The organism is Sporosarcina sp. GTC18466, from assembly GCF_055389225.1.
Map to the genome: position 1 here is coordinate 917580 of NZ_AP044037.1, position 25766 is coordinate 943345.

20 protein-coding genes are annotated in these 25766 nt (G+C 49.8%); 5 read left to right on the forward strand and 15 right to left on the reverse strand.

The annotated features are described in order from the left end of the window. Positions 1–125: 125 nt before the first annotated feature. On the reverse strand, positions 126–1391 hold the full coding sequence (gene tyrS / locus ACZ5FK_RS04595) for a tyrosine--tRNA ligase (RefSeq protein WP_464806732.1): 1266 nt from the start codon (positions 1389–1391) through the stop codon (positions 126–128). Between the two features lie 362 nt (positions 1392–1753). Between tyrS and ACZ5FK_RS04600 the strand changes: the two genes are divergently transcribed. After that, complete coding sequence (locus ACZ5FK_RS04600; RefSeq protein WP_464806733.1) at positions 1754–4834, forward strand: transglycosylase domain-containing protein; 3081 nt, start codon at positions 1754–1756, stop codon at positions 4832–4834. A 47-nt stretch (positions 4835–4881) separates the two neighbouring features. Here ACZ5FK_RS04600 and acsA read toward each other — a convergent pair whose 3' ends face one another. After that, positions 4882–6600: an acetate--CoA ligase gene (gene acsA / locus ACZ5FK_RS04605; RefSeq protein WP_464806734.1), complete on the reverse strand. Its 1719-nt coding sequence runs from the start codon at positions 6598–6600 to the stop codon at positions 4882–4884. 180 nt (positions 6601–6780) lie between these two features. On the opposite strand from acsA, the gene ACZ5FK_RS04610 reads away from it, so the two are divergent. Genes ACZ5FK_RS04610 through ACZ5FK_RS04620 form a run of 3 tightly spaced genes read left to right on the forward strand, consistent with a single transcriptional unit; the run spans position 6781 to position 9234 of the window. Continuing rightward, positions 6781–7413, forward strand: coding sequence for a GNAT family N-acetyltransferase (locus tag ACZ5FK_RS04610; RefSeq protein ID WP_464806735.1), 633 nt, complete (start codon positions 6781–6783; stop codon positions 7411–7413). Between the two features lie 16 nt (positions 7414–7429). Continuing rightward, positions 7430–8071, forward strand: coding sequence for an acetoin utilization AcuB family protein (locus tag ACZ5FK_RS04615; RefSeq protein WP_464806736.1), 642 nt, complete (start codon positions 7430–7432; stop codon positions 8069–8071). After that, the gene (locus ACZ5FK_RS04620; protein WP_464806737.1) at positions 8068–9234 is read left to right on the forward strand and encodes an acetoin utilization protein AcuC; all 1167 of its coding nucleotides are present in this window, start codon (positions 8068–8070) and stop codon (positions 9232–9234) included. Before ACZ5FK_RS04615 ends, ACZ5FK_RS04620 begins: the two co-directional genes overlap by 4 nt. Positions 9235–9296: 62 nt before the next feature. Here ACZ5FK_RS04620 and ccpA read toward each other — a convergent pair whose 3' ends face one another. Together ccpA and ACZ5FK_RS04630 are read right to left on the reverse strand one after the other, a co-directional pair. Then, the gene (ccpA, locus tag ACZ5FK_RS04625; RefSeq protein WP_464806738.1) at positions 9297–10298 is read right to left on the reverse strand and encodes a catabolite control protein A; all 1002 of its coding nucleotides are present in this window, start codon (positions 10296–10298) and stop codon (positions 9297–9299) included. 114 nt (positions 10299–10412) lie between these two features. Further along, positions 10413–11495, reverse strand: a complete 1083-nt coding sequence (locus ACZ5FK_RS04630; protein WP_464806739.1) for a bifunctional 3-deoxy-7-phosphoheptulonate synthase/chorismate mutase — start codon at positions 11493–11495, stop codon at positions 10413–10415. Between the two features lie 249 nt (positions 11496–11744). On the opposite strand from ACZ5FK_RS04630, the gene ACZ5FK_RS04635 reads away from it, so the two are divergent. Further along, on the forward strand, positions 11745–13805 hold the full coding sequence (locus tag ACZ5FK_RS04635; RefSeq protein WP_464806740.1) for a cell division protein FtsA: 2061 nt from the start codon (positions 11745–11747) through the stop codon (positions 13803–13805). Between the two features lie 65 nt (positions 13806–13870). Here ACZ5FK_RS04635 and ACZ5FK_RS04640 read toward each other — a convergent pair whose 3' ends face one another. From ACZ5FK_RS04640 to ACZ5FK_RS04690, 11 genes are all read right to left on the reverse strand, one after another. Further along, positions 13871–14554, reverse strand: coding sequence for a YtxH domain-containing protein (locus ACZ5FK_RS04640; protein WP_464806741.1), 684 nt, complete (start codon positions 14552–14554; stop codon positions 13871–13873). 33 nt (positions 14555–14587) lie between these two features. Next, the gene (locus ACZ5FK_RS04645; RefSeq protein ID WP_464806742.1) at positions 14588–15079 is read right to left on the reverse strand and encodes a DUF948 domain-containing protein; all 492 of its coding nucleotides are present in this window, start codon (positions 15077–15079) and stop codon (positions 14588–14590) included. Between the two features lie 208 nt (positions 15080–15287). Further along, complete coding sequence (gene murC / locus ACZ5FK_RS04650; RefSeq protein WP_464806743.1) at positions 15288–16601, reverse strand: UDP-N-acetylmuramate--L-alanine ligase; 1314 nt, start codon at positions 16599–16601, stop codon at positions 15288–15290. A gap of 170 nt (positions 16602–16771) precedes the next feature. Beyond that, positions 16772–19738: a DNA translocase FtsK gene (locus ACZ5FK_RS04655; protein ID WP_464806744.1), complete on the reverse strand. Its 2967-nt coding sequence runs from the start codon at positions 19736–19738 to the stop codon at positions 16772–16774. Positions 19739–19928: 190 nt separating this feature from the next. Next, positions 19929–20537 carry a YtpR family tRNA-binding protein gene (gene ytpR / locus ACZ5FK_RS04660; protein WP_464806745.1) on the reverse strand — a complete coding sequence of 203 codons (609 nt, stop codon included), beginning with the start codon at positions 20535–20537 and terminating at the stop codon, positions 19929–19931. Continuing rightward, positions 20534–21355: a DUF1444 domain-containing protein gene (locus ACZ5FK_RS04665; protein ID WP_464806746.1), complete on the reverse strand. Its 822-nt coding sequence runs from the start codon at positions 21353–21355 to the stop codon at positions 20534–20536. The genes ytpR and ACZ5FK_RS04665 overlap by 4 nt, the downstream gene beginning before the upstream one ends. A gap of 34 nt (positions 21356–21389) precedes the next feature. Then, positions 21390–21905 (reverse strand): hypothetical protein, encoded by a 516-nt coding sequence (locus ACZ5FK_RS04670; protein ID WP_464806747.1) that lies wholly within the window; start codon positions 21903–21905, stop codon positions 21390–21392. 89 nt (positions 21906–21994) lie between these two features. Then, positions 21995–22513 (reverse strand): DUF84 family protein, encoded by a 519-nt coding sequence (locus ACZ5FK_RS04675; protein ID WP_464806748.1) that lies wholly within the window; start codon positions 22511–22513, stop codon positions 21995–21997. Between the two features lie 58 nt (positions 22514–22571). Further along, positions 22572–23645, reverse strand: coding sequence for a M42 family metallopeptidase (locus tag ACZ5FK_RS04680; protein ID WP_464806749.1), 1074 nt, complete (start codon positions 23643–23645; stop codon positions 22572–22574). Positions 23646–23811: 166 nt separating this feature from the next. Beyond that, positions 23812–25344, reverse strand: a complete 1533-nt coding sequence (locus ACZ5FK_RS04685; RefSeq protein WP_464806750.1) for a solute symporter family protein — start codon at positions 25342–25344, stop codon at positions 23812–23814. Next, the gene (locus tag ACZ5FK_RS04690; RefSeq protein ID WP_464806751.1) at positions 25341–25730 is read right to left on the reverse strand and encodes a DUF485 domain-containing protein; all 390 of its coding nucleotides are present in this window, start codon (positions 25728–25730) and stop codon (positions 25341–25343) included. The genes ACZ5FK_RS04685 and ACZ5FK_RS04690 overlap by 4 nt, the downstream gene beginning before the upstream one ends. Positions 25731–25766: the final 36 nt, after the last annotated feature.

Consider the following 25766-nt stretch of genomic DNA (forward strand, 5'->3'; position numbering starts at 1 on the left):
GCCTTGCTGCGCTATTTCAGCGTCGCATTGCTTATTTTGCCGCTCTATTGCTTACTAGGAAGGCCCATTGCTTCCAAATCCATGTTCATTGCGGAATATGAGCAAGTGGTTGCTTATTCCGCAGCTTATACGTACTTCACCATCGTATATTTTTTCTTCCCGCGACGAACGATCGTGAAAGTGTCTTCCAAGCGGTCCGATTCTCCGACGATATGCCCCAGATCGGTCACTTTTTCTCCGTTCAGGGAGATGGCGCCGTTCGTGACATCCTCACGGGCCTGACGCTTGGATGGGGACACACCGGCTTCGACAATGAAGTCGACAATATTCTTGTCCGCTTTCTCCATTTCATATGTCGGCACATCCTTGAATGCGTCTTTCATCTCACTAACAGTAAGTGCCTTGAGATCGCCGCTGAATAGGGCTTTTGAGATGCGGATTGCGGCTTCAAGTGCATCTTCCCCGTGGATCAGGCGTGTCATCTCTTCCGCAAGGGCTGTCTGACCTTTACGAATATGCGGCTCCGAGGCGACGGATTTCTCGATCTCTTCGATCTCTTCGCGCGTCATGAACGTGAAGATTTTCAAGTACTTGACGACATCTGCATCTGCAGTGTTAAGCCAGAATTGGTAAAACTCGTATGGCGATGTCTTCTTCGGGTCGAGCCAGACGGATCCGCCCGCAGTTTTTCCGAACTTCGTGCCATCCGCTTTTGTGACGAGCGGGATGGTGATCCCGAACGCCTTCGCATTCTCATCATGCGTTTTTCGGATGAACTCGAGACCTGTCGTGATATTGCCCCACTGGTCGGAGCCGCCTACTTGGACGCGGCAATTATAGTGGTCATACAAGTGGTTGAAGTCCGCCCCTTGGATCAGCATGTAGGAGAACTCCGTAAAGGAGATGCCCGTCTCAAGACGCGAAGAGACATTCTCTTTTGCAAGCATGTAGTTGACGCTCAAAAGTTTTCCGTAATCACGGAGGAAATCAATCGCAGTCATTTCACCGAACCAGTCTTTATTGTCGACAAGGATTGCCCCGTTTTCATTTTCAAAATCAAAAATCTGCTCCAGCTGTTTCTGGATACCCGCAATATTGTTTGCAATCTGCTCATCCGAAAGAAGCTGGCGTTCATCCGCGCGGAAGGACGGATCCCCAATCATTCCCGTCGCTCCCCCTACGAGCACGATCGGCCGGTGTCCATGCTGCTGGAAACGGCGAAGTGTCAAAAACGGGACGATATGGCCGATATGGAGGCTGTCCGCCGTTGGATCCGTTCCGCAGTACAATGAGATTTTCTCTTCATTTAATAGTTTCTCCATACCCTCTTCATCTGTCTGCTGGTAAAGGAGCCCTCTCCATCTCAAGTCTTCCAGTAATTCATTCGTCAATTGAAACCCTCCTCAAAATAAAAAGCCCCCGCACAATCCAACAGGATCATGCAGGGACGTCATTCACAATAGTTGTCGACGCGGTACCACCCGGCTTGAGAAACATTCGTTTCTCCGCTCAATTGCGCACTATCGCCGCGCTCGCGTCCGCATTCCAAAGCTGTAATTCGCTGAACGTCTACCGGACAGCTTCCACCAACCGCTGCCTCTCTATACGGATCAATCGCCGCTACTCCGACTTTTTCATCATGCGTGTAAAATATATATCCCTTATTGTAGTATAAAATAGACACTTGTCAAATAGAATATTCGGCTACCTGTAATATGTGCTATAATAGGAAGGATTTTAGGGGGGTATCACGTTGGCTGAAAAACGGAGAAATCGTATTGATCAAATAGAAGAGAAGTTTGAAGACATGAAGAAGAAGCGATGGGCGAAATGGGGGCGGATCACGTCGGGAGTCGTCTGGAACCTGTTCCTTCTGTTCCTCATTTTCGGCGTTACGCTTGGTGTCTTCGCGGCTTCGGTCGGCGCCGGCTATTTCGCGTCGATGGTCGCAAAAGAGCCGCTCCGGACAAAAGCGGAGATGCGCAGCGAGATCTTCAATTATGAGGAGACATCGGAGATCTTTTTTGCCGATAATAAGTATCTTGGCAAGGTGAGCGCTGATATCGAGCGCCGTGAAACGACACTGAAAGATGTGTCGCCACATGCGATTGATGCAGTGCTGGCGACGGAAGATGAATATTTCAAGACTCATAACGGCATAGTGCCAAAAGCAATTTTTCGGGGACTTTTCCAGGACGTCACGAACTCGTCAAGCCAGACTGGCGGATCCACATTGACACAGCAATTGATCAAAAACCAGATCTTGACCAATGAAGTTTCATACGAACGGAAAGCGAAAGAGATCCTTCTTGCAATGCGGCTTGAGCACTTCATGAACAAGGATGAGATCTTGGAAGCGTACTTGAACATCATCCCATACGGACGGAATGTGCACGGGGATATCATCGCGGGCATCGAAACGGCGGCAGAAGGGATCTTCGGCGTGAGTGCGAAAGATCTTACCTTGCCGCAAGCCGCCTATATCGCCGGAATTCCGCAAGCCCCATTTGCCTATACGCCTTTCAAAAGCGGGAAATATGGCGGCGGCCCGAAATCCGAAGAGGCTCTGAAACCCGGCATAGACCGGATGAAGATTGTCCTTTTCCGGATGAAAGAGACAGGCTATATTACAAAGCAGGAATACGAAAAAGCGATCGCCTACGATATCTCGAAGGATTTCCGAACTGATACCGACCGTCCGACAAGCCGGTATCCATACTTGACGCAGGAAATTCAGAACAGAACCATCGATATTCTCATGAGAGTCGTTGCAAAGCGCGATGGCATCGATCCAGAGAGACTCGAGCAGAACGATAAGCTCAAAGAAAAATATTATATCCTCGCCAACCGTGAGATGCGGACAGGAGGCTACCGGATCTATTCGACAATCGACCAGAGTCTGTATGACAAGATGAACGATGTGGCGAAGAACTTCGAGCATTACGGCTTCACGTATACACGCGAGGAAAAAGATTCCGAGACAGGGGAAACGATGATCGTAGAAGATCCGGTGCAAGTCGGTTCCATTATGATCGAGAACCATACCGGGCGCATCCTGTCGTTTGTAGGAGGACTCGATAGCAAACCGAGCATGAACTATGCGACGCAAGGCTTCCGGGCAAGCGGTTCTTCCATAAAGCCGCTCCTCGTCTACGGTCCTGCGATCGAATATGGGGTCATCGGGGCCGGGAGTCCTGTTGTCGACTTGAAGATCGACATTCCGGGCTGGAAGGTCAGCAACTATAATGAAAATCAGGAAGATGGCATTGTGCCTGCACGCGAGGCCCTGGCAAAGTCATTGAACTTGCCTACCGGCCGTCTTTATGAAGAGATCCGTGAAAAACGGCCAATGGATTTCATGGCTAAAATGAATTTCAAAAAACTGCATGAGCAGGATTTCGTCATCCGTTCCGCTTCGCTTGGAGCCATGGCAGAAGGTGTGAGTGTTGAGGAAAACACAAATGCCTATGCGATGTTCGCGAACGGCGGGAAATTTGTCCAGTCGTATTTAATTGAGCGTATCGAAGATGTAAACGGCAATGTTGTTTACGAACATCAGAGTGAACCGGTAGAAGTTTTCAGTCCGGAAACCGCATATATTGTGACTGATATGCTGAGAGACGTGCTGAAGCCAGGCGGTACAGGCCAGCAAGTGCCAAAATATATGAATTTCACAACTGACCTAGCCGCGAAGACGGGTACTACACAAGCGTATGCAGACTCATGGCTCGTCGGCTACAATCCGAATATCTCTCTCGGCGTTTGGCTTGGGTATGAAGATCAGAAAAGGAAATTGTACACAAGAGGATCAAAACAGCTTCATCCGACAACGAGAACTAGCATGCTGTTCGGCAGGTTCATGAACGTCGCGAATGAAGTACGGCCGGATCTTGTCGGAGCAAATGATCATTTCGCGAAGCCGGAAGGTGTCGTGGAGAAAAGTTTCTGCAGCATTTCAGGTCTCGCCCCATCCGCTGCATGTTCCGCAGCGGGTCTAGTAACGTCAGATCTGTTCAATTCGAAAGTGATGCTTCCGACAGAACCGGATGACAGCATCATAAGTGCATCTTATGTAACGGTCAATGGTGTACGCTACTTGGCGCTGCCGTCGACTCCACGGGAATTCGTCTCTTCTGGAGGCACAGGTGTGAGCGAGGAATTCGTCAAACGGATGTTAGGGCCATTCGGAGGAGACGGCTCGAAGCTGTTTGGCGGAAGATCCATCTCATCAAGTGTTGTATCAGGGGCCGTATTCCCTGCAGACAGCGTCAATCCTGCACCTGTCCAGGCTTCCACGAATGGTTCGTCGCTCGCGTGGACAAATTCACCGTCAGGCGATGTCGTCGGCTATTATATCTATCGGGATAATGCGAAGATCGGAGCTGTGTCAGCTTCGTCATCCAATACGTATAATGCCGGACCGGGCTCCTACTATGTACGGGCCGTGGATATTACAGGTTTGCTGTCGGCCGCATCGAATATTGTCACCATAGGGGGCAATGCACCTTCTGCGGATGAGGACCATGATCATGAGCAGCCTGGCCAAGAACCTGATGATCACACGTCAGACGGCTCTGCTGATCCTTCGCCGGGAAGCGGAGTAAATCCAGGAAATCCGGATAAAGACAAGGATAAGGATAAAGACAAAGATAAAAATAAAGAACAGAATAAAGACAAAGACAAGAATAAAGATAAAGACAAAGACAAGAATAAAGATAAAGACAAAGATAAAGACAAGAATAAAGAAAACGGCACAAAACCGAATCCTGGCCAAAATGGCGGCGGCCAAGGGAACGGAAACGGAAACAATAATGATAGCGATGATGATGACTAATTGAAAAAGCGTCTGGCACTCCAAATGGAGGACCAGACGCTTTTCTTTTAATCTTCCATTGTAGACAAGTCGCCTGTTGGCAGATCGAGTTCCCAAGCTTTGAGAACCCGGCGCATGATCTTACCGCTCCGCGTCTTCGGAAGTTTATCCCTGAATTCGATTTCACGCGGTGCCGCATGGGCTGCCAGTTCTCGTTTTACAAACTGGCGGATGTCCTCCTTCAATTCGTCCGTCGGTTCATTGCCTTCATGCAGTGCAACGAATGCCTTGATGATCTCACCACGGACAGGGTCCGGCTTCCCGATGACGCCGGCTTCGACAATCGCAGGATGTTCGAGCAGCTTGCTTTCGACTTCGAACGGTCCTACCCGCTCTCCGCTCGTCATGATTACATCGTCCACACGGCCTTGGAAGAAGAAATAGCCATCCTCATCCATATAGGCGGAATCTCCTGATACATACCACTCGTCATTCAAGAAGTAGGAGGCGTATTTCTCGGGATTGTTCCAGATTTTGCGCATCATCGCCGGCCAACCCTTTTTGATGGCGAGATTGCCCATCCGGTTTGGAGGAAGTACATTTCCTTGGTCGTCTACAATTGCCGCTTCTATGCCTGGCACTGGTTTCCCCATCGACCCCGGCTTGATCGGCAAGGACGGGAAGTTGCAGATGGTCTGTGCGCCCGTCTCTGTCATCCACCATGTATCATGGATTCGCTTGTTGAACACTTCCATCCCCCAGCGGATGACTTCCGGATTCAGCGGCTCTCCTACTGATAATACATGGCGGAGTGAGGATAAGTCATACTTCTCGATTGGTCCTGCTCCGGCTCCCATCAGCATCCTGAAGGCAGTCGGCGCACTGTACCAGACGGACACGCTATATTCTTCGATCGCTTCATACCAAGCATCCACCGAAAATCGGCCGCCCACGATGAGCGATGTCGCGCCTGCCAGCATCGGACCGAATATGCCGTATGCAGTTCCTGTCACCCAGCCCGGATCCGCTGTGCACCAGAATACGTCCTCATCCTTCAGATCAAGTACCCAAAGGGCTGTCTGCAATTGCTGAGTCATGGCAGCTTCGACATGCAGGACCCCTTTCGGCTTTCCTGTCGAACCCGATGTATAATGCAAGAGGGTCGGCGATTCAAGATCCATCCATTCCACATCGAAATGTGCAGAAGCCTCTTTCATATGCTTATTGAAGTCGATATGTAGATCGTCCTCTTCGATTCCTTCCCCGACAAGGAAGATATGCTTCAGATGAGGCAGACGGTCCACCGGCACCCGCTCAGCGAGTTCAGGAGTCGTCACGATCACTTTTGCTTCACTGTCTGCGAGCCGGTCGTATACCGCTCCTTCCATGAAAGCCTCAAATAGCGGCCCGACAATCGCGCCGTTCTTAAGCGCCCCTAAAATAGCAAAATACAATTCGGGCGAGCGGGGCATGAAGATGAATACGCGGTCTTCCCTTTCAAGTGAAGAAAAGTCCCGCAAGACATTCGCTGCCTTGTTGGACATTTTTTTCATCTCATTGAACGTATAGGCCTCTTTCCGCTCTGCATCCTTGTAATAGAGGGCCACCTTATTTTTCCGGTATGATTCAGCATGACGGTCAACCGCTTCGTGTGCGATGTTGACTTTCCCCGTTTCATGCCAGCTGAACTGCTTCTTCGCTTCCTCCCACGAAAAAGAGCGTACCGTCTCGTCATAGTCTTGTAAATTATACTCCCCTTGAACGACTGGTAAAATCTTAGTCACCATAACCATATCACCCTTTCCATTACGTTTACCTTGTCTATTTTACATGATTCACTTCATATTGGCTAACAAATTACTATATTTCGTATTATGTTTGTATTTCGTAAGAATTGAAGACGTGCGGAAGTAAATTTTCATGTATACTAGTAAAAGAGGAACATTATAATTGGGACGGTGAATCGGTTGGAACATCCAAAAACATACAATGCGATGGAGTTGAAGCACCCCAGCGGTGACCTGATCATTGAAGGCCCCATCCCTTCCTCCAAGCTTGCGGAACTAGATTTCCATGAGCATCTGATTGCGTTTCGCCCTCCGCTGCAACAGCACAAAGCACTTATTGAGATTGCAGACCTGCCAGAGGGCCGGATCATCATCGCAAGAGAGCGAAACCAGATTGTTGGATATGTGACGTATCTGTATCCCGATCCGCTGGAACGCTGGTCAAAAGGCAATATGGAAAATCTGATTGAGCTTGGGGCGATCGAGGTCATTCCTAAATTCAGAGGCGGCGGTGTTGGAAAATCGCTGCTCGAAGTTTCTATGATGGATGATGCGATGGAAGATTATATTGTTATCACGACAGAATATTATTGGCATTGGGATCTGAAAAATACGAAACTGAATGTATGGGAATACCGGAAAGTGATGGAGAAGATGATGAACGCGGGCGGTCTTGAATATTATGCGACGGACGATCCCGAAATCAGTTCACATCCCGCGAACTGCCTCATGGCAAGGATCGGAAAGCGGATTGATCAGGAGTCCATCCAGCAATTCGACAGCCTGCGATTCATGAACCGTTTCATGTATTGAAAGCGAGGGGACCCTTATGTTAATTGAAGAAATCATGAAGACGGACGTCATCACACTATCGACAACCGATACTGTGAAGGACGCGCTGCAAGTATTGAAAGAACATCGGATTCGCCACTTGCCGATCGTGGAGTCCGGAAAATTGGTCGGCATCGTGACTGACCGGGACTTGAAGGAAGCAGCCCCTTCCTTCTTGCCCGAGCATGAGAAAAGCTTGTATAGCCTGCCGCTGGCGGAGATCATGACAGCGAATCCGCTTACTGGCCACCCGATGGATTTTGTAGAAGAGATCGCTGTCATATTCTATGACCACCAGATCGGCTGCCTGCCGATCGTTTCAGGTGGTGAACTTGTCGGCATTATTACGGAGACCGACCTCCTGTATAACTATATTGAATTGACGGGTGCGCATAAGCCAGGTTCGCAGATCGAAGTCCGCGTTCCCGACGTCCCTGGTATCCTATTTGAAGTATCCAAAGTGTTCCACGAGCAGAATACGAATGTGTTAAGCGTCCTTGTCTATCCCGATAAGGAGAATGAAGAAAACAAAATCTTAGTGATCCGGATCAAAACAATGAATCCGCTTTCAATCATCCAAAGATTAAAAGAAAACGGATTCGATGTGCTTTGGCCGAATTTCCCAGGCGCAGGCCAATGAAAAAAGATGCAGTTTTCGTATTCTCAGAGGAACAGCTCGGATACTCTTTTTCAGATACACACCCATTCAACCAGAAACGAATCGTCTTGACCCTCGATCTATTACGATCTATTCATGCAATCAAGGATGAGGACATCATCTCGCCAAGGATGGCCACAGATGATGAATTGCTGCTCGCACATGACCCAAAATTCATTGAAGTCGTCAAAAGAGCCAGCAAGGGGGAAGCAGGCAGTGAAGTGGCCGATCTGTACGGCATCGGGACGGAAGATACACCCATTTTCCCTAATATGCATGAAGCGAGCGCCATGCTTGTCGGCGGCACATTGACCGCGGTCGATGAAGTGATGAAAGGACGTGCACGCTATGCCGTCAATCTGGGCGGCGGGCTTCATCACGGTTTCCAAGGCAAGGCATCAGGCTTCTGTGTCTATAATGACAGTTCGGTCGCCATCAAGTACTTGCAGAAAAAGTACAATGCCCGCGTTCTGTATGTAGATACTGATGCCCATCATGGCGACGGAGTGCAATGGACGTTCTATGATGACCCTTCTGTCTGTACTCTCTCCATCCACGAGACAGGACGCTATCTTTTTCCCGGCACTGGTAATGTGACAGAACGCGGCAACGGAAAAGGCTATGGAAAGACATTCAACTTTCCGATCGACGCATTCACAGAAGATGAATCATTCCTCGATATTTATCGGACTTCTTTGCGGGAGATTGCCGAATACTTCAAACCTGATGTCCTGCTGACGCAGAACGGGGCGGATGCTCATTATTTCGACCCGCTTACTCACCTGTACGGGACAATGGAGATCTACAAGGAGATCCCGCGCATCGCCCGGGAGGTCGCCGAGGAATATTGCGACGGCAGGTGGATCGCTGTCGGCGGCGGAGGCTATGATATTTGGCGGGTCGTACCTCGTGCTTGGTCACAGATCTGGCTTGCAATGAAACAGCTCCCCTCCCCACAAGGCAATCTGCCGGCGGAGTGGCTCGCAAAATGGGAGGCAGAATCACCCGTTCCGCTAATCACGACATGGGACGACCCTTCTCCGCTCTACGAACCGATCCCCCGCAAAACGGAGATCATGGAGAAAAATGCACAAATGCTCGAACGGTCGCTTCATCTGATCCGCAACGAAGCGAACAACCGCTGATCCAGACATGTGGATATACGAATAAAGGGTGCCTCAGCAGCAGTCGCTGAGACACCCTTCTCTTATTTCGTCGACTCCCGCTCCTCCATGCGAAACGGCAGCAGTACGTCGTGATCTTCCACTTCTTCCTCATTCATCAATTTCGTCAACAGGCGCATCGAAACCGCTCCCAGATCATACAGCGGCACGACGATTGTCGATAGCTGCGGGCGTACGGCTCTCGAGAGAAGCGTATGTTCAAAACAGATTAGCTCGAAGTCCTCAGGCACCGACAAACCAGCATCCCGTATTCCGTTCAAGACACCGACGGCAATCTCATCATTCCCAGCAAAGATGGCGGTAGGCGTTTCTCCTGCGAGCCCGCGGATGATCCCCCACTTTTCATAGGCATCATCATACGTATTATCCGTTTCAATAATATAATCGTCCCTCAGCTCAAGACCGGCTTCCCGTAAAGCACGTTCATAACCGACCTTTTTGCATAGGCGGTTGATATCGCGGGTGAATGGCCCTGACAGATGGACAATCCTTTTATGTCCATTATCAATCAGTTTCTTTGTCGCCAAATAGGCGGCTTCCTCATGGTCGATGTTCACGGTCGGCAAATCCGTATCCGATGCCAGTGTGCCCGCAAGGACGATCGGCACTTGTGCAGCCGCCAGCTCATGCTTGATATCTTCGCCAATCGAGTCACTCATAAAAATCAGCCCGTCCACTTGTTTCCCGAGATGGTCCTCGACAAGTTCCATTTCACGAATTTCACGTTTATCGGAATTGGACAGAATGATATTGTATTCGTACATCGTAGCGATATCGGCGATGCCTCTTGAGAGCTCCGCATAATAACTCTTTGAAATATCCGGTACGATGACGCCCACCGTTGTTGTCCGCTTGCTGGCGAGACCCCGCGCCACCGCATTCGGACGATACCCGAGACGTTCGATGACCTCGGACACTTTCTTGCGGGTTGCCGGTTTGACGTTCGGGTTCCCATTGACCACCCGGGACACTGTCGCCATCGACACATTCGCCTCCCGGGCAACGTCGTATATTGTTACTGCCATTGACCTAGCTCCTTCCTGCGATTCCATTGTTATATCCATTATAAACAAAACGCCAGATCCATAAAAGGTCTGGCGCCTCGTCAATGTATCAAATTCTGACCATCCGGCTGCAGGTCATACAGTTTGGTACGTTTTCATGAACTTCTGGATTTCATTGTAGAACTCATCGAACTGATCCAGATCCATCTGCTGTGCAGCATCGGACAAGGCAACTGCAGGATCCGGGTGCACTTCCGCCATGACGCCGTCCGCTCCGACCGCAATTGCAGCTTTCGCTGTAGGAAGGAGAAGATCACGCCGTCCTGTCGAGTGCGTCACATCGACGAACACCGGCAAATGAGTTTCCTGCTTCAAGATCGGAACTGCTGAAATATCAAGCGTATTGCGGGTTGCCCGCTCGTACGTGCGGATGCCTCGCTCGCAAAGCATGATATTCGAATTCCCTTTTGAAATGATGTACTCCGCCGCATTGATGAATTCATCAATCGTCGCTGCTAGACCGCGCTTCAGCAGGACTGGCTTATTGACCATCCCCGCCTCTTTCAGCAATTCGAAGTTCTGCATATTCCGTGCGCCGATCTGGATGACATCGATATATTCAAGAGCCTCTTCCAAATGCGAAGGCGTAATGATCTCGGTGACGATGGAGAGCCCCGTCTCATCCGCTACCCTCTTCAATATTTTAAGCCCTTCCAGTCCAAGCCCTTGGAAATCATACGGTGACGTCCGCGGTTTATACGCGCCGCCCCGCATCATCGTCAAGCCTTTCGCCTTTATGGAATCAGCTACCGCTTTCACTTGTTCATAGGATTCCACCGCACATGGACCGAATACGAATGTCGGCGTTCCATTCCCGACTTTTTCGCCCTTCACGTCAACAATTGTATCCTCCGGCTTCCGCTTTCTGGATACGAGCAACGCTTTCCGCTGCTCATCCTCCTGGATTTCCAATGCGGACATGAAGATGCCTTTGAAGATCTGTTCTAAAATACCGTTCGGTAGAGGGCCCTTATTCGTTTCCTTCAGGAAGTTCAGCATTTCCCTCTCACGGATCGGATCATATCGGTTCACACCTTGCTTCTCTTTCACCTTGCCGATTTCCTGAACAACAGCTGTCCGTTCATTGATCAGTTCAAGGATCTTCAAATTCAGCTCATCCACTTGGCTGCGCAGCTCGTCTAAATCATTTTGTCTCATCTTGATGGCTCCTCCCCGTACATAGCATCCTCTTCCCGCAGGCGGAATTCTATGTTACATTTTTATATAATAGACCTAGTATAATGAAAACCGTTTGTAAAGTCACGCTATTTCTGCAAATTGTCTATAATTTGCAATACAATCACCCCGAAAGGATGAGGGAAACTGACTACCACCCTTTTTGCACTCGACATCGGAACACGCTCCGTCGTCGGTCTTATTTTACAGGAAAGTCAGGGTATCTACCATGTGGCGGATCTCGTATCGATCGAACATAGGGAGCGCTCGATGATCGATGGACAAATACATAATGTTGTCAGCGTGGCTGCTGTCATTTCCGAGATAAAGGCGGATCTGGAGGAACGGCATGGACCGCTCAAACGTGTCAGCGTCGCGGCAGCCGGCCGGGCCCTGCGCACTGCAGGAGGTTCCATGCAGATCAATCTTGCAGAGCATGCGCTGCTGACCACCGAAGATATCAACCGGCTGGAACTCGCTGCCGTCCAGCATGCCCAGCAGACATTGCTTCAGTCGGAAGAAATGGCGAAAGATGATTATTACTATTGTGTCGGATATTCTGTACTCCGATACCGGCTCGACGGTGATGAGATCGGCAGCCTCATCGATCAGACAGGGTTGACCGCTTCTGCTGAAGTGATTGCGACATTCCTGCCGCGGGTCGTCGTGGAATCGCTCCTATCCGCGCTGAAGCGGGCAGACCTCGAAATGGAAGCATTGACGCTAGAGCCGATCGCCGCCATCAATGTACTCATCCCGCCCTCCATGAGACGGCTTAACGTCGCACTCGTCGACATCGGTGCAGGCACGTCAGACATCGCGATCACAAACGACAATACTGTAGTCGCCTACGGCATGGTTCCGGTGGCCGGAGATGAAATCACCGAAGCGCTGAGCAGCCAGTATCTTCTCGATTTCCCGGTCGCTGAACAGGTCAAACGGACATTGTCCGAAGAGGAAGTCATCATTACTGATATCCTTGGGTTTGAGCAGCGGATCGCTTCTGCAGAAGTCCGGGAAACGATCAAACCGGCGATTGAAAAACTGGCTGCCAGCATCGCCGAAGAAATCCTTACTTTAAACAATGGCAAATCGCCACAGGCTGTCATGCTAGTGGGCGGCGGCAGTCTCACGCCTGGCCTGACTGGTGAAATCAGCAGCCGCCTTGGATTGCCGGAAAACCGCGTCGCACTGCGCGGCCTGGATGCCCTGACTGGCGTCACATATGAAGAATCGATCACGTCCTCGCCTGCGCTTGTCACGCCAATCGGCATTGCAATCGCTGCGCAGCGGGCTCCTATCCATTATATGACCGTTACGGTCCAGGAAAAAATCATACGTCTCTTTGAACTGAAGGAGATGACAGTCGGGGACGCCCTCCTCGCAGCAAAAGTAAGATCCGGCGATTTATACGGCAAGCCGGGACTCGGCATGTCCGTCACTGTAAATGGAAAGTCGATTTTAATCCCAGGCGGACATGGCAATCCTTCCGTCCTGCTTGTAAACGACAGACCGGCAAGCTCAAAAGACTTGATCGCTAATGGAGATCAAATAAAATGGACGCCGGGTTCAGATGGAAAAGATGCATCCGCGACAATCGGGGATCTCGTTGAGGATTTGCCGGCGAAACGAGTCACCATCGATGGAATTGCCTACACCATCAAACCGATTTTCAAGCTGAACGGCTCACAGGCTGATGCAAATACAGCTGTTGCTGATCATGATGAGATCGAAGTGATATTCGGGACGACACTGAATGATATTCTTACTATGTTACATCTGAACGAAAAGCCTTCCAAGACAGTTACCTTGTTCATTGATGGAAAAGAGATACCGGTAAAAGCTGCTGCAGGAGGCTTTTTATCAGGAACGAAGCCAGTCACGTTATCCTATATTGTCAGAGATGGAGAGGAATTCACATCAAGAGACCCGCATCTTCCATCCATTGGAGAACTTGCCGGCAGGGCTGGTGTCACCCTCGCCGCCCGGGCAACTGTCACATTCGACGGAAAGCGGATCGACATCCTAAAAAAGCAATACTCTATACAAGTGAATGGCAATCCGGCCGAAGAGACAACGGTTCTGCAATCCGGAGATCGAGTGGATTTTACGAAGCTTACGCAAACTCCGCTTGTCTTCGGAGACATCTTCGCCTTCACGGATTATCAGTTGCCGACTGAAACATCAGGCCGTTATGAATTGCTGCGGAATGGAGAGCCAATCGGTTTCAATGATGCAATTTATAATGGGGATACTCTGGACATCCAATTCGCTCCTTCTGGGGAGAGTTGATGTGGCCGACATTTTCTTAGCTGTGACAAATCAAAAGGGCCGCCCTCCCGGGGCAGCCCTTTTGATCATTTTTCCTCTTCGACGGAAATATGGTTTTGATTCGTCACTTTGCTTTCACCGAAATTCTCGCTATTGTCATAGGCGACATCGCTGTTTTTAGTTGTGTTATCTTTTGCGGCATCTTTGTTCTTCTGTTTCATGCTCTCTTTATAGTCCTCTGATTCTTCACCTTCGGAAGAAGCTGTCCCATCATCCATCGGGATCGATGTCTTATTTGCCATCGACTTGACCTTATCCACAATTTGTCCTGACTGCTCTTGGATGGTCTTCGAAAGGTCCTCGGTCTTGTCTTTCGCTGCTGACGTCAATTCGGTCGCTTTGTCCTTGGCCGCAGATGACCAATCAGTCGCCTTGTCTTTTGCCGCCGATGTCAGTTCAATGCTCTTGTCCTTCAGCTGCGAAGCCTGCTCGGTAAAGTCCTCGCGCATTTCTTTTCCTGTTTTCGGAGCAAGGAACAGTGTTGCCGCTGCGCCGATCACGCCGCCGACAAGGGCTCCTAGAAGGAACGTTCCCGCTCCGGAGCTGTCGTCTTCGTCTTTATAGAAATTATCCGTGTTCGTGTGGTGCCCATAATTCACTGGCAAATGTGCAGGTTCGCCGAATGTGTTTTTGAACCCATTCTCCCCATAATACTGATGACTGCTGTGATCATCATTGTAGTTTTGTTTTTTGCCATTGTAGTCTGCCATTTCAATTCCTCCTTTATAGTCTGGTTCAGAAGTTCATTGGAAGCGGTCAGCTGGGCTTGGCAGCTGTTTTTGGCTTGGATCCGCCGCGTAGACTGTCCAGCCTGATGATTTTTGTGGCCGCCGCTCCTTCACTTTGTCGAAAAGATCCATTGCGACTGTTCCCCATTGGATGACCTGGGCCACTTTGTCGCTGTTTCTTTCCGCACTCACTGTAACGGACTCGGAAACCCTGCGAAGCGATCCGTTCAGGCCGCTTACTGATTCCCCGACACCTTTTACAGCATCTACGACCGTATTCAGGCGCTCCGATTTCTCTTGGATGTCTTCCGCCAGCTGATTTGTCTTATGCAGGAGCTCTGTCGTTTCAGTCGTGATGCCTTCAAGCTGCCCTCGCAGGCCTTCCATCGTCTCAGATACGCTTAGCATCGTCTTTTTCAATGAGCCGAGTGTCATGGCGAGGCTAACGCACAAAATCAAAAATGCGATTGCGGCCACAATCGCCGCTATATACAATAAAACCACCAAGGCGCTTCCTCCTCATATAAGTATTTTCTACCCTAACCATAGGGTGACTAAACGCAAGGCCCTTATACCCTATTCGACATATTTCCTCGATTCCCTTCAAAAAAGAAAATATATTTTATGTATGGAAAAAAAGACAGTCTTTTATGAAATTACTTGCTGTAAATCCTTCTAGAATTGAGCGAAAAAAAACAGCTGGAACCATAGAGGCTCAAGCTGTTTTCTGTTGCTCAATATATTGTTTATAGGCATCCAAAAACTTCTGGATATCCCCCGCTCCCATGAACAGATAGACAGCATCCCCATGTTTTTCAAGGGATTCGATCTTATCAAGCGTCAAATGCGCCGCGCCTGGAATCCTGTTGATGAGATCGGTGATCGTCAAAGAACCGTTTTTCTCCCGGGCAGAACCGAAGATATCGCAAAGATAGACTGAATCCGCATGGGATAAGCTTTCCGCGAATGTTTCAAGCAGTGCTGCTGTCCTTGTGAACGTATGCGGCTGGAATATCGCGACGATTTCGCGGTCCGGATATTTCTGTTTCGCCGATTGAAGCGTCGCCTTGATTTCCGTAGGATGATGTGCGTAGTCATCGATCAGCGTCTTGCCGCCCAGTTCATTGACAGTGAAGCGCCTCTTGACACCTTTGAATGTTGAAAGCCGTTCCTGAATGACCTCCACTGGGACATTTTCGTAATGGCAGAGCGCAATGACACCAAGTGCATTCAAAATTGCATGGTCGCCTGTAAGCGGAATGGTGAACGAATTGAAATACTCATTCCTCACATATACATCGAACGTCGAACCTGCCTGATTTTTTGTAATCTGTTTCGCGTAAAAGTCGTTCGTCTCATCAAAGCCATAAAAGACGACAGGCACATTAGCCGTGATTTGCTGAAGCTGATGGTCATCACCGCAAGCGATAATCGCTTTCCCGACTTGCATCGCCATTTCATTGAACGCATCCATGACATCCTCCAAGTTCTTGAAGTAGTCAGGATGATCAAAATCGATATTTGTCATGATCGCATAATCAGGCTTATAGGCCAGAAAATGCCGTTTATACTCGCATGCTTCAAAAACAAAGTATTTGCTGTCCTCGACCCCTTTGCCTGTTCCGTCTCCAATTAAGAACGAAGTGGGCGCGTGGCCGGACAATACATGGGAAAGAAGCCCTGTGGTCGACGTCTTGCCGTGAGATCCTGTCACGCCGACCGAAATGAACTGTTCCATATAGCGTCCGAGGAAATCATGATACCGGATGACGTCCAGGCCGATCTCTTTTGCTCGCAGCAATTCCGGATGGTCGTCCGGAAATGCGTTTCCTGCGATGACTGTCATGCCAGGAACTATATTCTCTTCGTCGAAAGGCAATATGGTTATCTTCCGCTCACGCAACGGGTCTTCTGTGAAAAAGTGTTTCTCCACGTCCGATCCCTGTACTTCATTTGATGAATCATGGAGAATCTGGGCTAGCGAGCTCATACCCGATCCTTTTATCCCCGTAAAATGAAACAATGTCATAATGCAACCTCCCGGGACCATCTCTGTTCCCACATTCTAAATAAGATAAGCGTAAATTTTATACAAGTAAAGTGACCACACCGATTATACCATGAAACAAGGCTGCCGGCTCCATCGTCTCATTACATTACGATTACGATTCGAAGAAGGGCTCACTCCCTCGGAATTGCTTACAGTTCGCCACGGGAAGGCGTCCCTGCATATTGTGCCAATTCCGCTTCAGTCACATAGACATCGCGAGGTTTGCTCCCTTTTTGCTCTGAAATGAAACCGAGCTTTTCCATCTTATCCATCAGTTTCGCTGCACGATTATAGCCGATGCCGAAATTACGCTGCAAGAGGGAAGTCGAAGCCCCTCCCTGATCAATGATAAACTTGCACACATCCTCGAAAAGCGGATCCGCGTCTTCCTCCATCTCCACCGCTCTGAGCAAGTCCTCCTGGCCGAATAAGTATTCTGGCTGTGCTTCGTTTTGAACATGTTCTATTATACGTTCAATTTCCTCATCCGTGACAAATGTCCCTTGCAGCCGAACAGGTGAAGACTGGCCGTTGCCGAGATACAGCATATCCCCCTTGCCAAGGAGCCGTTCAGCCCCTTGAGAGTCTATGATGGTCCGTGAATCCACTTGCGATGATACGGAGAACGCAATCCGGGTAGGCACATTCGCTTTGATCGTGCCTGTGATGACATCAACGGAAGGCCGCTGCGTTGCAATGATCAAATGGATGCCGCACGCTCTCGCTTTCTGCGTAATGCGGCTGATGGATACTTCCACATCTGCCGGAGCCATCATCATCAAGTCCGCAAGCTCATCGATCACAATCAAAAGATATGGCATTTTCAATGAGAAGCGCCTGCTCTCCATCGCCATTTCATTGTACCGCTCAATATTCCGCGCTCCGGCATGCGCAAACAGTTCGTAGCGGCGCTCCATCTCATCGACCGCCCATTTGAGCGCGGCCGTTGCTGCCTTCACGTCCGTGATAACGGGGCTCAGCAAATGAGGCACGCCATTGTATGGCGCAAGTTCCACCATTTTCGGGTCGATGAGCAAAAGCTTCACATCTGTCGGCGCCGACTTATATAACAGACTCGTCAAAATGGAATTGATACATACCGATTTTCCGGAACCTGTTGCGCCCGCAATCATTCCATGCGGCATCTTCCTAAGATCGAGTGTCATAGGTTCTCCAGTCAAACTGAGGCCAAGGACCGCCTCGAGGGGCGAATCGGACGATTGGAACTGTTCTGTCTCGATCACTTCTGAAATACGGACCGCCCGCATGGTCCGGTTTGGCACTTCAATGCCGATTGAGCTTGTGCCTGGTATCGGCGCCTGGATCCGGATATCTTCTGCTGCGAGCGCCAATTTCAAGTCATCCGTCAAATTCCGGATTTTGCTCACCTTTGTTCCATGGCCGACTGTCAGCTCAAACCGGGTGACCGTCGGACCCTGCACCGCCTCAATGACGTTAGCTTGGATCGAAAAATACGAAAGCGCCTCTTCCAATTTACCGGACTGCATTGCAAGCCACTCGGTATCTTCGATATGGGCCTCAGGCTGGACGAGGAGATCGAGGGACGGAAACGCATAGTACGGTTCATCTTCCAACTCTTCATAAGGTTCCTCTTCAAAAGATACGTCGCCGGACATAGCAGCTGGCTTGTTTTCTTCCTGGGTCCGGGTCTCTTTTTCAGCTTCCTGTTCCGGCCTGGGAGCTTCCTGTTCTTCAATTGGCGCGGATGCTTTTTTTGCCGGCATATACTCGAGATTCTCCATCATGCCCAGTTTCTGTTTATCCGATTTCAGCATCAGGACATTGAACGGAACAATCCGTTCTTTCCTCGCTGCTGCTGCAGGCGTTTCAAGTCCATCCTGGAGTGTTTCCCCAGTCTCCTGTTCATGGCTGGATGGTTGACCTGGCTGGCCGATCGGCAAGTCTTCGGCCTGCTGCATAGTGACATCCTCTGCTTCAGGCTCGCTGTCAGACGTAACTTCCTCTGTCAGCTGCACTGACTGTTCATCGACATCCTCCGCTATTCCGGAATATGGATCTTCGGGCTCGCTGGCCTCTTCCTCAAGCAGTTGTGCGGACTGGTCTTTCTCTTCTTCCGCCGTTTCAAATGATGGGTCTTCCGCCTGGAAGTCTTCTTCCTTTTCAACAGGCGATAGCACGGCCTCCTGCTCTGTTTGTGCTTCTGGATCGTCAACGAGCAATTCTGCAGCTTGACCGCCAGTTGCATTCGCGGCAGGCTCCGCTTCCGGTACATCCGGCATGCCCTGTTCTTCTTCGAAGCCGACTATCATCTCGTCAGGCTCAGTTGTCTCTTTTGCCTGTTCTTCGCTGGGCTCAGCGTTCATTTCCAGTTCAGAAAGCGCCGCTGCGGCTTCCTGCTCTGCTTCTGCTTGACCTAACGCTGCCTGATCAGGAACAGGAACTTCATGATCTGGCTCTATCATGTCATGTGGATATTCCCATGGCTGCTCATTGTCGGCTAGGTTTTCATCTGTGCTCGGAAATTTTGCACCAGTGTTTTGAATAGTCCACTCTACAGACTGCTGTTCTTCCTGGCGAATTCCACTTTCCGTATGTATCGGTTCACTTTCCTCTTGTTCCCTGGTGACAGCTGGCGGTGCCGGCGTTTTTTGTGGCGGCTTCCTGAAACCATAAACGGGAGACGGAACTTCAGTCGGCGAGAAAGGACGGCTCGGCCGGCCGATCTGCGGCTTCTTCTCTTCCTGCTGCTTCACATTCTTCGTTTTAAGGTTCGGCTGCTCCGGCTGCTTTTGATGCAGTACATGCTGCTGTGTTCCAGTCTCTGTCCGGTGCACTGTGACTTTCTCGCCGCGCCCCGGCCAGCGTTCGTTCTCATATAAGGGGGTCGGTTCGAAATCATCGTCAAATTCTGTCGTAAACGTTTCATTCTGCTCTCTGTCACGAGCCGCAGAATGGCCGCCTTCATCATCATCCCATCCATAAATTTCTGCATCAGTGATGATCGGGAATCGGAAAGAAGCCGGCCGTTTCGTATCCTGAGGTGAAAGTTCCTCATCGGCTGATTCTGTTATCTCTTCTTGCTCCGTCATGTCATAGAGTTCCATATTTTCATCTGTTTCTTTGAATCTGTTCATTATTTTTTTAATCCAACTCAATACCATCACTCTTTCTTAGACTATCATTTGATTTTAACAGGTTTCGCAATGCGAAATCAAACATCTGTCAAAAAAAGAAAGACCGTTTACATATTATGGCAGAGATTTCTTCATGAAAAAAGACGGAGGACGGCATATTCCGTCCTTCGTCTTTCCACTTGCATGCGGCTTATTGATTCGTAAATGGCTCTCCTGGGAGGGCAGTCTCTGAAAGGACTAAGATGCCTTTTTCTTCTGGCGCATTTGGCAATGCTAGTTCCTTTGCCGAGCAGATCATGCCAGAGGATTGCACTCCGCGAAGTTCCGCATCGCGTATAATCATTCCTGACGGCATGACAGCCCCTACTTTAGCGACAACCACTTTCTGGCCGGCCTCAACATTTGGAGCGCCGCAAACGATTTGAAGCATCTCACTTCCTACATCGACCTGGCAAATATTCAATTTATCAGCATTTGGATGTTTCTCTTTTGATACTACATGTCCAACTACGAATTTAGGGCTCAAGTCGATATCCAGGTCAATCTCGACGCCGTTTTTGTTGAATGCTTCCTTAACTTGGCTGACGAGCTTTTCTGTCACTTCAACTTGGCCATTCTCGTGAAGCTCGGCATACTGCGTAGCATTGAACAGGTTGAAACCTGCCAGCTCACCTGTCGATTCGTCTTTCAGCAATGTGAGATCGCCATATGTTTCAGCCGCAACGGAGTCAGGCTGATTCGGTGTCAATTGGACGAGCAGGACGTTGCCGACGCCTGCCTGATTGTAAAATGCGTTCATTTCTTTTTTCCTTCCTTTCGGGTAACCCGGTTCTTTGCCATGATGAAGATTGGCTCCAGTTTGCCATCCTCATATATGAATGATAAAGAAGTGACCGGCACTTTGCCGACTGTGAAAAATTGCATCGTCAGCTGCGCGAGCACATCATATCCAGTGTCGTTCTGAATATCTCCGATGATCAGGACGTCCTGGTGCGGAACAGAAACCGTCATATGTCCCTTCACCTTCGACTCCATCTCTTTCAGGAAAGAATTGTTCAGAATCCTGCTGGCGTCATAGCCGTCATTATTGTTGACGAAGTAATATGTATTGCCAGCCACTTCGTCCTTCTTATAATTTGTGCTCAGCGACCGCAGCTTAAAGAGGGCGGATTCATAGATTTCCTGTTCGGTCATGCCAATCGAGTCAAGCATGCTTTCGTCGATCAGCCGGTATGTCGTCCCGAGGTCAAGTGCATAATAGATTCGGGTTTCCGCCGTATGATCCTTCGTCACGAATCGGCTTCCCGCTTTCGATTCAAGCGGGAAGGATGTCGAACGGATGACAGGATAGATGGCGTTTTCCCCTTCCAGGAACCCCTCGTTCATCTCTTTTTCCATTGCTTTGAATGTCTCACCGATCGTATAGACAATCTCGTCAATGGCCGCTTCCTTCTTCTCCTCATACTTCGCCAATATTTCTGGCAGGGAGATATCAATCCCCCTTTTCAGGACGTTATGGTCCAGCCGAACTTTATCGGCCTTCCGGTCAAACTGCCATGTCAGATCTTCCGATGGCAGCCTTTCCTTTAAGATGTCCACCAACTGTGAAGATTTCAAGGGTACCTGCACTTCCTTTCTCTGCTTGCTTTTGTTATTCTTGCTCAACAGAACGGACAATCTCCATCATACTGGCCATATGCCCCGGGATATTCTTCTCTTTTGTAATCGTCGACATTTTGACGCCGCCGATGCTCGTGATCAATTCCACTTTTCCATCTCCCGCATCCAAGATGGAAGCGAAGCCGAAATCATCCTTGCCGGTGAACATCTCCTCTTTTACGATCTCCCCCTTCTCTTGGGATTTCATGAGATCATAAAAGAAGTGACTGTTTTTGCCTTCGTTCGGATTGATGAAGAGGATGAACGTCTCATCTTTTTTCGTCAAGATTATATTTTGGGGATCTGATGAATCCTCTACCACATATCCGACGGGCTTGTACAGTTTGATCCCTTCTATTTCTTCAGTCGCTTTCTTTCCTTTTTCCTCAAATGAACTGCGGGCAGCCGCCAGCCCATCATCGGCTTTCTCCTCGAGTGACTTGCCACAGCTGGCGAGCAGCAACATGGCAGCGGCCAGCAGGAATAAGAATCTCCATTTCGGGATCATTCTTCCTCCTCCAATCAATCTAGTTACGCATGGATTTCGCATACCCATTTTATAGTTGTTTATCTTCTGTTGCAAGCGAGCCTTCCTATTTACTCGCCTTTCGCATATTTCAGCTGTCCGATGAGCAGCTGCATAATATGTTCAAATAGTGCATCCCTTTTGACCGCATGCGCGGTGAACATTCCGATTGCGCCCTCGCTATGCCGGATTCCGCTCTCTTTGAAATATTCATCGACTACGACGCCGAGTTCCTTGCCATTCTGCAATTCCTTTGCAATTTCCCGGGGCAACGGTATTTGGGCGCCGCCTGCAGTGAATTCAGTCCCATCCGGCAAAGAGAGTGCTCCCCAGTTGCAGACATACATCTGCTCTCCGATGAATCGCACACCTCCTTCAAGGCCGATGCCAATTGCACCTTCCTTTAACTCCGCTGCACTTTTCGCGCGGTTCACCGCCCCTTGCATCGTCTCTTCATCTCCAAACGGCTGTGCGCTGACACCTGACGCCACCTTTGCCTCCTGCAGGCTGTATCCGGTAAAGTGAAGACCGAGCACATTACGGGCAGCTTTCACTTTCGCCTGGTTCGTTGTTCCGATGATAAACTCCATTTTCAGCAATCTCCTTCATGTGAAAGACCGTCCTTACAAAAGGACGGCCATGGATTTATTATACGTTCGCTTTGATTGTATCAACTGTTGTCTGATCGCAAGCTTTCACAAGTTTGACGAGCAATTCCTTCGCTGCCGCGTAATCATCTGTATGGATGATTGACGCAGATGTATGGATATATCTCGAGCAGATGCCGATGACCGCGCTCGGCACGCCTTCGTTTGATACATGGACTTGCCCCGCGTCTGTGCCGCCTTGGGAAATGAAGTACTGGTACGGAATATTATTGGATTCCGCAGTATCGAGAATGAATTCACGCATGCCGCGGTGTGTGACCATCGTCCGGTCAAAGATCCGCAGCAATGTTCCTTTGCCGAGCTGGCCGAATTCATTTTTATTGCCCGAAGCGTCGTTTGCCGGGCTTGCATCGAGTGCGAAGAAGAGATCCGGGTTGATCATTCGGGCAGCCGCCTGGGCGCCGCGAAGACCGACTTCCTCCATGACATTCGCCCCTGAGTATAAAGTGTTCGGCAATTTATCTCCGTGCACTTCTTTCAATAATTCGATAGAAAGGCCGCAGCCGTACCGGTTATCCCAAGCTTTCGCCATGATCTTCTTGTCATTCGCCATCGGTGTGAACGGGCAGATCGGGACAATCTGCTGGCCAGGGCGGATTCCGATCCGCTTTGCGTCTTCCTTGTCATCCGCACCGATATCGATCAGCATGTTTTTGACATCCATCGGCTTGTTACGGACTTCATCGCTTAACAGATGAGGCGGAATGGAGCCGATCACTCCAACAACAGGGCCTTCATCCGTAATGATCTGCACCCGCTGCGCGAGGAGCACTTGGCTCCACCAGCCACCGAGCGGCTGGAAGCGGATCATGCCGTTATCAGTAATCGCTGTTACCATGAAGCCGACTTCATCCATATGGCCGGCTACCATGATGCGCGGTCCGTCTTCCGGACCTTTACGGACACCGAAGATGCCGCCAAGATTATCCTGGATCACTTCATCGGAATACTTCTCCAGCTCGCTTTTCATATACTTGCGGACGAAATGCTCATTGCCCGGCGCACCCGGCAGTTCCGTCAATGTTTTGAACATCGTGAGTGTCTCTTTCTCCATTACGCGAATCCTCCAAATCTTTATGTACTACTTCCATTGTAGACGAAACGGGGCGAACTTTCCATCAGAATAGTTAGGAACCCGAAATTATTTTCCCCTTCATAACCTTCGCCTTTGTGAAAACATAAAAAAGCAACCGACGGGAATCTCCCGCCGGTATATCAGCTCATCCTTTGTACCCTGTGTTCGCACGGATGCTGACTTCCGCATATTTGCGCATGTCCGCTTTCTGTTTGGAGAGCACCGTTCCAAGGATACCGCCAAGGAAGCCGAGCGGCACGGAGACGATTGCCGGATTTGTGAGCGGGAATAGCGCTTCCCCTACAAAGATGGCTTGTCCCGCTTCGGGTGCAAATACATTCGGGCTGACGGCGACCAGAATAAGGGCCGATAAAAGGCCGAAAGCCATCGCAGTCATGGCGCCTGTCGTATTGAAGCGTTTCCAATATATCGTGTATAAAATCACTGGCAAGTTCGCGCTGGCTGCGATACAGAATGCGAGTGAGACGAGGAAAGCAACGTTCATCGTTTGAGCAAACAGAGCGAGCACAATGGAAAAGACCGATACGAATAAAGAAGCGTAGCGGGCCGCGAGCATCTGTTCACGATCGCTCACTTTCCCTTTCTTGATGATTTGCCCATAAATGTCATGCGCGAATGCAGAAGCGCCTGTCAAAACAAGGCCAGCGACAACCGCCAAAATTGTGGCGAACGCAACTGCTGAGACGAATGACATCAGAATATCACCGCCGAGAGCGCCTGCCAGAAGCGGGGCGGCCATGTTCCCGGCCGGGTTCGCAGCTTTGATCGTATCAAATCCGACAAACGCTGCAGCACCAAAGCCAAGAAACACGGTCAGCACATAGAAAATACCGACAATCCAAGTTGCGATGACGACAGAACTTCTTGCCGTCTTTGCGTCTTTTACCGTGAAGAAGCGCATGAGGATATGCGGCAATCCTGCTGTCCCGAGAACTAGGGCGAGCATGAGTGATATCGTATCCAGCGGCACGGTATATTTAAGCCCCGGTTCCAGATAAGCTTCCCCATGGACCGTCGCCGTCTTCACTTCTGAGAACATTTGAGCAAGACTGAAGTCGAATTTCGCAAATACAAGAAAAGCGATAATGACTGTCCCTAACATGAGCAATACAGCCTTGACGATCTGCACCCAGCTCGTCGCCGTCATCCCGCCGAACAGAACATAGATCGTCATCATGACGCCGACAATCAGAACAGCGATCCAGTACTTGATGCCGAACAGCAGCTGTATGAGCGCTCCCGCTCCGACGAGCTGCGCAATCATATAGAAGATGACGATTGTGATCGTGCTGATCGCCGCCATTCCTCTGACTTTCTTCGCGTCAAACCTCGCATGGATCATATCGGCGAGCGTGTATTTCCCAAGATTCCGGAGCGGCTCCGCAACGAGGAACATGACGACAAGGTACGCAATCAGGAATCCGATGCTATAGAAAAAGCCGTCGAATCCGAAGAGAGCGATCATCCCGGCGATACCGAGAAACGATGCTGCGGATAGATAGTCACCCGCAATGGCAAGTCCATTCTGCCAGCCAGTCAGGCCGCCGCCCGCCGTGTAGAAATCGCCTGTCGTCTGCGTCCGCTTCGCAGCGAAGTACGTAATGAATAAGGTCGCAATCACGATTAGTAAAAACAGAATGACCACCGTAGCATTCATTTGGCCGCCCCCCTGTCCTTCTGAATCGTTTCTAGGATTTCATCGGCATCCCGGTCAAACGACGCCGACTTTTTGACATAGACCGTACATAAAACCCAGGCGACGACAAATTGTGCTGTCGCATACACCCAAGCCCAAGAGATATCCCCATATACCTTCTTGTTCAAGACCGTTGAATAGGAAGTTAAAATTGGCAACATGAAATAAAACAGCAGGAAAAAGATTGTCATCGGAATGATGAACCGCTTTTTCCGCCTAAGCATCCCTTGATATTGCTCCGTCGCCACAATCCCCTCGTAGTCAACTCCCCCATTGGCTGCGAGCGGTTTCGCTCCCTTTCGTTTCCCCTGTTTCACGCCATGTTTTACAGCGGTTCCTGCTTTCATAATACTGCCCCCTTTTGCCAATAAAATATGAATACG